This window comes from Streptomyces sp. NPDC026659, from assembly GCF_040638245.1.
Taxonomy (GTDB): Bacteria; Actinomycetota; Actinomycetes; order Streptomycetales; family Streptomycetaceae; genus Streptomyces.
Map to the genome: position 1 here is coordinate 450,479 of NZ_JBEZXY010000006.1, position 8,199 is coordinate 458,677.

General features: G+C 73.0%; 5 protein-coding genes. 2 read left to right on the forward strand and 3 right to left on the reverse strand.

Annotated elements, in window-relative coordinates; all coding sequences use genetic code 11:
* Positions 1-8: 8 nt before the first annotated feature.
* Positions 9-2,354 carry a glycoside hydrolase family 31 protein gene (locus AB0E91_RS18415; protein WP_361782410.1) on the reverse strand — a complete coding sequence of 782 codons (2,346 nt, stop codon included), beginning with the start codon at positions 2,352-2,354 and terminating at the stop codon, positions 9-11.
* Positions 2,355-2,564: 210 nt separating this feature from the next.
* Between AB0E91_RS18415 and AB0E91_RS18420 the strand changes: the two genes are divergently transcribed.
* Together AB0E91_RS18420 and AB0E91_RS18425 are read left to right on the forward strand one after the other, a co-directional pair.
* Complete coding sequence (locus tag AB0E91_RS18420) at positions 2,565-4,532, forward strand: acetoacetate--CoA ligase (protein WP_361782413.1); 1,968 nt, start codon at positions 2,565-2,567, stop codon at positions 4,530-4,532.
* A gap of 90 nt (positions 4,533-4,622) precedes the next feature.
* Positions 4,623-5,510 (forward strand): hypothetical protein, encoded by an 888-nt coding sequence (locus AB0E91_RS18425; RefSeq protein ID WP_361782416.1) that lies wholly within the window; start codon positions 4,623-4,625, stop codon positions 5,508-5,510.
* 75 nt (positions 5,511-5,585) lie between these two features.
* Here AB0E91_RS18425 and ptsP read toward each other — a convergent pair whose 3' ends face one another.
* Positions 5,586-7,256, reverse strand: coding sequence for a phosphoenolpyruvate--protein phosphotransferase (gene ptsP, locus AB0E91_RS18430; RefSeq protein WP_361782419.1), 1,671 nt, complete (start codon positions 7,254-7,256; stop codon positions 5,586-5,588).
* A gap of 76 nt (positions 7,257-7,332) precedes the next feature.
* Entirely contained in the window at positions 7,333-7,782 is a 450-nt protein-coding gene (locus tag AB0E91_RS18435) for a PTS glucose transporter subunit IIA (RefSeq protein ID WP_361782422.1), read from the reverse strand.
* Positions 7,783-8,199 lie beyond the last annotated feature (417 nt).

Here is an 8,199-nt window from a genome sequence, read left to right on the forward strand (position 1 = left end):
TGTCCAGCTCACCCCAGCCCCCGTACCCGCACCGGGCAGGACGGTTCCGCCGAGCCGTCCTCCCCCTCCAGCGTGACGACCACCTCCCCACCCAGACGGCGCACCGCGTACCGCTCGATCGCGGGCTCCTCCCACCCGTCACCCGCGTCCCGCACCACGAGACCGCCGCCCGTCCGCCCCTCGGCGGGCGCCCACACCTCCAGCTCCGTCCCCCCGTCCGCGCCCCGCACCGGCACCACCGCACCCGCGCGCGCGAGCACCGGTATCCGCGACAGCGGCGCGTCCACCAGGACCTGCGCCGGTCCCTCGTACACCCGCTCCGTCGCCGTGTCGTACCAGCGCCCGCGCGGCAGCCGCACCGCCCGCCGGTCCGCCCCCGGAGCCAGCACCGGCGCCACCAGAAGCGCGTCGCCGAGCAGGAACGCGTCCTCGCAGTCCCGCAGCGCCCGGTCCCCCGGCGACCCCCACCACACCGGCCGCGCGTACGGCGCCCCGGTCCGCCGCGCCAACTGCGCCAGCGTCACGAAGTACGGCGACAGCCGCCGCCGCTCCACCAGCGCCCCGCGCACGTGCTCCAGCACCGCCGGACCGAACTCCCACGGCTCCCCGGCCCCGGCACGCCCACGCGCGCGCGTACGGAACAGCGGCAGATACGCGCCCAGTTGCAGCCACCGCAGATACAGCTCCGGCGGCATGCCCCCGTCACCCCCGTCCACGTCGACCCCCGCGTACGGCACCCCGCACAGCCCGAGCCCCAGCACCTCCGACAACGACGCCCGCAGCCCGGGCCAGTCCGCGACGGCCCTCCCCGCCGACACACCGCCGTAGCGCTGCGCACCGGCCCAGCCCGCCCCGGACACCACGAAGGGCCGCTCCCCGGGCGCCAGTTCACGCAGCCCCTCGTACGCGGCACGCGCCATGGAGAGGCCGTACACGTTGTGCGCCTCCCGGTGATCACCACCGCGCCCCTCCAGCGCGTGCCGTGCCGAGCGCGGCAACGTCGGCTCACCGAAGGCGCTCAGCACCGTCGGCGCGTCCATGGTGTGCCAGACACCCGCGAACCCCTGCTCCCGCCGCTCCCGCTGCAGACCGCCCCACCACGCGCGTACGCGCGCGTGCGTGAAGTCCGGGAAGACCGACTCCCCGCACCACGTCTCCCCCCGCACCGGCCGCCCCGAGCCGTCCCGCACGAACGCGTCCATCACGCGCCCCGCCTCGAACACCGCCCCACCCGGCACCGCCCGCACCGCCGGACCGGTCTCCGACACCAGCCGCACCCCGTCCCGGCCCAGCTCCTCCGCCACCCCCGCGAGCTTCGGAAACCGCTCCTCGTCCACGCCGAACCCGTCGCGGCCCTCGTACCGCCCGGCCCCCAGCTGCACCGCGTCCAGCGGCAGTTCCCGCTCCCGGTACCCCGCGACGAGCCGCCGCAGCTCCTCCTCACCGCCCAGCCGGCCCGGCACATGATGGTGCCCCAGCGCCCATGCGGGCGGCAGCGCGGCCGCACCCGTCAGCGACGTCCACGTACCCAGCACGCGCGCGGGAGTGCCCACCACGACCCAGCAGCGCAGCGGACCCCCGTCCATCCGCACCTCGCAGCGCCCCGCCCGGTCGTGCCCCGACCCGGCACCCTCCGCGCCCTCCCGCAGGATCACCGTGCCGTCCCACGTCGTGTCGTGGAACACCAGATGCGCCCCCGCGTCCGCCACCACCAGCTGCACCGGCATGGCCGTACGCGGCTCGCCCCCCTGCCCGGGACCGGAGTTCCACAGCCGGTGCGCGCCGTCCCCCAGCCGCGGCCCCGACGCCCGGCCGCCGAGCCCGAAGAACCGCGCGTCCGCCGCCACCTCCGACCGCAGCGTCCACCGCGCCACGCCCCCGTCCACCGGCTCCCACCAGCGCGGCGGCAGCTCCCGCCGCAGCACCACCCCGCCCGGCGTGCACACCTCCACCGCCCCGTGCCGCGAGACCACCACCGTCGCCCGCTCGGCCACCACCCGCCAGCCGCCGTCCTTGTCCGGCTCGAGGACCACCCGGGGATCGGCCTCGGGACAGCCCCCGGCCAGCGCGTACGACGGCTCGGGCCCGGCCCCGTCCCAGCCACAGAAGACCGCCCCGCCCGCCGTCACCACGATCCGCAGCTCCGAGCGTTCGAACCGCAGCACCCCGCCGCCCGGCTCCGGCACCGCCTCCCGCAGCTGCCCCGGCACCCGCGCCCGCTCCGCCCCGCGCGGCGGCAGCCCCACGGCGTCGGCACGCCGCCTGCGCCAGGCGGCCCGCCACGTCCGCACCGCCCGGGCCGCCCGCCCAGAACCGACCTCACTCATCGAACGCACCAGGTCACGACCGTCCATGCTGCTCACCCTGTCACCGAGCGCCCCACCCACGCGGGCCGTTCAACTGCCGTTCACCCAGGCCCGGACCACATGGACGCGGCCCGGACTGTGTGGGGAGTGCCCTGGTGCAGAAGTCGATCACATGGCATCGTCCCTGTCAGCCGTCCCGCACACACCTCGGCGCGGACGCAGGAGACGCAACGACGCGTACAGCCCGGGAGCCGCCCCATGTCCACCGCGAACCCCCAGCCGCTCTGGCAGCCCGATCCCGAACGGATCGAACGGGCCCGCATCACCCGGTTCCAGACCTGGGCCGCCGACCACCACGGCGCCCCCGCCGACGGCGGCTACTTCGCGCTGCACCAGTGGTCCGTCACCGAACCCGAGTCCTTCTGGCGGGCCGTCACCGAATGGTTCGACGTCCGCTTCGGCACGCCCTACGCGCGCGTGCTCGGCGACCGCTCCATGCCCGGCGCCCAGTGGTTCCCCGGCGCCACCCTCAACTACGCCGAACACGCCCTGCGCGCCGCCGCCGACCGCCCGGACGACGCGGCCCTGCTCTGCGTGGACGAGACCCACGAACCGCGCCCCGTCACCTGGTCCGAGCTGCGCCGCCAGGTCGGCTCCCTCGCGGCTCACCTCCGCGACCTCGGCGTACGCCCCGGCGACCGCGTCAGCGGCTACCTCCCCAACATCCCCGAGGCCGTCGTCGCCCTGCTCGCCACCGCCGCCGTCGGCGCCGTGTGGACCTCCTGCGCCCCCGACTTCGGCGCCCGCAGCGTCCTCGACCGCTTCCAGCAGGTCGAACCCGTCGTCCTGTTCACCGTCGACGGCTACCGCTACGGCGGCAAGGAGCACGACCGCCGCGACACCGTCGCCGAACTCCGCCGCGAACTGCCCACCCTGCGCGCCGTCGTCCACATCCCGCTCCTCGGCACCGACACCCCCGAGGGCGCCCTCGACTGGTCGTCACTGACCGCCGACGACACCGAGCCCGTCTTCGAACAGGTCCCCTTCGACCACCCCCTGTGGGTGCTCTACTCCTCCGGCACCACCGGCCTGCCCAAGGCCATCGTCCAGTCCCAGGGCGGCATCCTCGTCGAGCACCTCAAGCAGCTCGGCCTGCACTGCGACCTCGGCCCCGAGGACCGTTTCTTCTGGTACACCTCGACCGGCTGGATGATGTGGAACTTCCTCGTCTCCGGCCTGCTCACGGGCACGACGATCGTCCTGTACGACGGCAGCCCCGGCCACCCCGACACCGGCGCCCAGTGGCGCGTCGCCGAACGCACCCGCACCACGCTCTACGGCACCTCCGCCGCCTATGTCATGGCCTGCCGCAAGGCCGGCGTGCACCCCGCCCGCGACTTCGACCTCTCCACGGTCCAGTGCGTCGCCACCACCGGCTCGCCCCTGCCCCCCGACGGCTTCCGCTGGCTGCACGACGAGGTCCGCGACGACCTCTGGATCGCCTCCGTCAGCGGCGGCACCGACGTCTGCTCCTGCTTCGCCGGAGCCGTCCCCACCCTCCCCGTGTACACCGGCGAACTCCAGGCCCCCGGCCTCGGCACCGACCTCCAGTCCTGGGACCCGAACGGCGAGCCCCTGGTGGACGAGGTCGGCGAACTGGTCGTCACCAACCCGATGCCCTCCATGCCGATCCGCTTCTGGAACGACCCCGACGGCAGTCGCTACCGCGAGAGCTACTTCGAGACCTACCCCGGCGTCTGGCGCCACGGCGACTGGATCACCCTCACCTCACGCGGCTCGGTGATCATCCACGGCCGCTCGGACTCCACCCTCAACCGCCAGGGCGTCCGCATGGGCTCCGCCGACATCTACGAAGTGGTCGAGCGCCTCCCCGAGATCAAGGAATCCCTGGTCATCGGCGTCGAACAGCCCGACGGCGGCTACTGGATGCCCCTCTTCGTCCACCTCGCCCCCGACACCGTCCTGGACGACTCCCTCCGCGACCGGATCAAGAAGGCCGTCCGCGAGCAGCTCTCGCCCCGACACGTCCCCGACGAGATCATCGAAGTCCCCGGCGTCCCGCACACCCTCACCGGCAAGCGCATCGAGGTCCCCGTCAAACGCCTCCTCCAGGGAACCCCCCTCGACAAGGCCGTCAACCCCGGCTCCATCGACGACCTCACCCTCCTCCACTTCTACGAGGAACTGGCCCGCAAGCGCCCCTGACCTGCACGAATCCGCTGGTCGGCCCCCATTGTCAGTGCCCCCGGCTACGGTGAGTGAGCATTGATCGACCGAGCATCACGGGGGCACCACATGACACACACCGACCAGCGGACCCAGCGCCGCGCCCTGCACCGCGAGATCGCCGGCACCGTCGGCCTGCTCACCGACGCCCACGACTTCCACACCATGCGGCGCTACGCCACCTTCCCCTTCGACGACCACCCGTCCTACCTCCAGAACCTGGAGGCCGTCCTCAAGTCCCGCACCGCACAAGGCAGCCACACCACACTCGCCCTCTTCGACCCCGAGGAGTACGCCGAGTACTGCACAACCAACGGCCTCGATCCCGGAGCCCCGGCCAGCCGGGGCCGCTTCACCGCCGAACTCGCGGCCCTCGGCCCCACCCTCGCCTACGAGGGCCAGCCCCTCACCACCCTCCTGCCCGCCCTCGTCGACGCGGCGGTCCGCCAGGCCACCTGGGAGTACGCCACCACCCTGCTCACCCGGCTGGGACCCTGCCCCACCTGCGGCGAGGACATCGGCCGCGCCGCCTTCATCCGCGCCGCCGCACTCCTCGCCCGCGTCCTCGAAGCCGCACCACCCGGTGACCAGCACCTCGTGTGCAGCGTCTCCGGCCCACCCGAAACCCTGATCGCCGTGCTCCACGCCGACCAGCAGGGCACCGACCCCGCCGAACCCGACCAGGCCGAGGCCATCGAATTCACCAGCGTCCTCGCCCTCGGCCTCGCCACCCGCAGCCCCGGCGGCCTCGTCATGCGCACCACCGCCCCCGACCGCCCCGACCGCGTCCACGGCTGGCGCATCCGCGCGGGCGCACTCGAACCCCTCACCGCCGCCGAGGTCTTCGACGCCTACTGCACCGACGCCGAATCCGGCGACCTCGTCGCCCCCGAATCCGGCGTCGACTACTGCGCGGCCCCCGACCTCGGAGAGGAAGGCCCCGACCACCGGCACTGAGGAACCTGTCCGGGAAACACCGAGGGGCGCCCCACCCGAAGGCGGGACGCCCCTGCGCCGGAGAACCGGTCCGTACTACTCGCCGGACAGCACGGCCTGCGCCGCGGCACGCGCCTCGTCGGCGCTGTCCGTCGCACGCGCGGCGGCCGCGGCACGCTCGCACTGCTCCAGCGTGTACTGCGCCAGCGTCGCGCGCACATAAGGAATGGACGCCGCACCCATCGAGAGGGAGGTGACACCCAGACCCGTCAGCACACACGCCAGCAGCGGATCGGACGCGGCCTCACCGCACACACCGCAGCTCTTGCCCTCGGCCTTCGCCGCCTCCGCGGACAGCGCGACCAGGTCGAGCAGCGCGGGCTGCCACGGGTCCTGGAGCCGCGACACCGCGCCCACCTGACGGTCGGCGGCGAACGTGTACTGCGCGAGGTCGTTCGTGCCCAGCGACAGGAACTCGACCTCCGCGAGGATCGAGCGCGCCCGCAGCGCGGCCGAGGGGATCTCCACCATCGCGCCGTACTTCGCGTTCAGCCCCGCCTCACGGCAGGCGTCCGCGAACGCCTTGGCGTCCGCCCGGTCCGCCACCATCGGCGCCATGACCTCGAGCCGCACCGGCAGCCCCTCGGCGGCCTTCGCCAGCGCGGTCAGCTGCGTGCGCAGGATCTCGGGGTGGTCGAGGAGCGTCCGCAGACCCCGCACACCCAGGGCCGGGTTCGGCTCGTCGGCGGGGGTGAGGAAGTCCAACGGCTTGTCCGCACCCGCGTCCAGCACGCGCACGACGACACGACCCTCGGGGAACGCCTCGAGGACCTGGCGGTACGCCTCGACCTGCTTCTTCTCGGTCGGCGCGTTCTTGCTGTCGTCCAGGAACAGGAACTCGGTGCGGAACAGACCCACACCCTCGGCCCCGGCCTCCACGGCCGCCGGCACGTCCGCCGGACCGCCGACGTTCGCGAGCAGCGGCACCTTGTGCCCGTCGGCCGTGGCACCCGGGCCACTGACGGAGGACAGCGCGGCCACGCGCGCGGCCGCGGCGGCCTTCAGCCGCGTCTTCGTCTCCTCGCCCGGGTTCACGAACACATCACCCGTGCTGCCGTCCACCGCGACCAGCGCGCCCTCGGCCAGGTCGCCCGCGCCCGGCAGCGCCACCACGGCCGGCACACCGAGCGCCCTGGCCAGGATCGCGCTGTGGCTGGTCGGCCCGCCCTCCTCGGTCACGAAACCGAGCACCAGCGCCGGGTCGAGCAGCGCCGTGTCCGCCGGAGCCAGATCCCGGGCCACGAGCACATAGGGCTCGTCGCTGTCCGGCACACCCGGCATCGGCACACCCAGGAGCCGCGCCACGATCCGGTTGCGCACGTCGTCGAGGTCGGCCACCCGCCCGGCCAGATACTCCCCGGCGGCGGCCAGCAGCTCGCGGTACGCGGCGAACGCGTCGTACACCGAGCGCTCGGCCGTGCTGCCGCCGGTGATCCGCCGGTCCACGTCCGCCATCAGCTCGGGGTCCTGTGCCATGAGGGACTGAGCCTCGAGCACGGCCTGGGCCTCGCCCCCGGCCAGATTGCCGCGTGCCACCAGGTCGGCCGCCACCGCGTCCACGGCCTGGCGCGCGCGAGCCTGCTCGCGCTCCGCCTCCTCGGCCGCGATCTGCTTGGCCGGCGGCTCCAGCACCGCCGTACCCATGTGCCTGACCTCGCCGATCGCCACACCGTGGCTGACACCGACGCCCCGCAGCGTTGTCTCCATCTCACCGTCTCCGCTTAGTACGGCGGCCCCCGCCGCCGAGTTGGTTTACGTGTACGCCGTCAGACGGCAGATGTGGTCAGGACCAGGAGAAGAGGCTGTCGCCCGGCTGCACCTGGCCGCTCTCGACCACCTCGGAGAGGGACTCGGCCGTCGCCTCCAGTGCCACGACCGGGCAGATCGGCGACTTGCCGGCGGCCTCCACGGAGGCGGGGTTCCAGCGCACGACGCTCTGGCCGCCCTTCACCCTGTCCCCCTTGTTCACGAGGAGCTCGAAGCCCTCGCCGTTCAGCTGGACGGTGTCGATACCGAGGTGGACGAGCACACCGTGCCCCTCGTCGTCCACCACGACGAACGCGTGCGGGTGAAGGGAGACGATGACGCCGTCAACGGGCGAGACAGCCTCGGAGGGCTCGCGCACGGGGTCGATGGCGGTGCCCGGGCCGACCATGGCCCCGGCGAAGACCGGATCTGGCACGTCGGTCAGTCCGATGGCGCGTCCGGCGAGCGGGGACGTCACGGTGGTCATGGGTGGCCTCCCATTAGGAGTGGGGGTGCATACGCGCCGTCACCGCCTGTCCCGGACAGCGCACTGAGCAGCAGCGTATGCCAGTTGTAGTCGCAGTTCTGCGGAGAAGCTACCAGGTAGTGGTCTAGACCACCAACAGTGGGGGTTTGCGCTGCCGCCGAGACTTGTGTATTGTCGTCGTCCTGCCCAAGAGGAGGCGGCACGAAAGTGCGCCTCCGGTGGCAGCACCCAAACTCTTCAGATCCTATCCCTGGATCGTCTTTCGCATGTCTGCGAAAACGGATGGTTCAGAGGGCCGGAAAAACCCTGGTAGAGTTTGGATCGCCGGAAAGGGAAACGCGAAAGCGAGAACCTGGAAAGCACCGAGGAAATCGGATCGGAAAACGATCTGATAGAGTCGGAAACACCGAAGGGAAG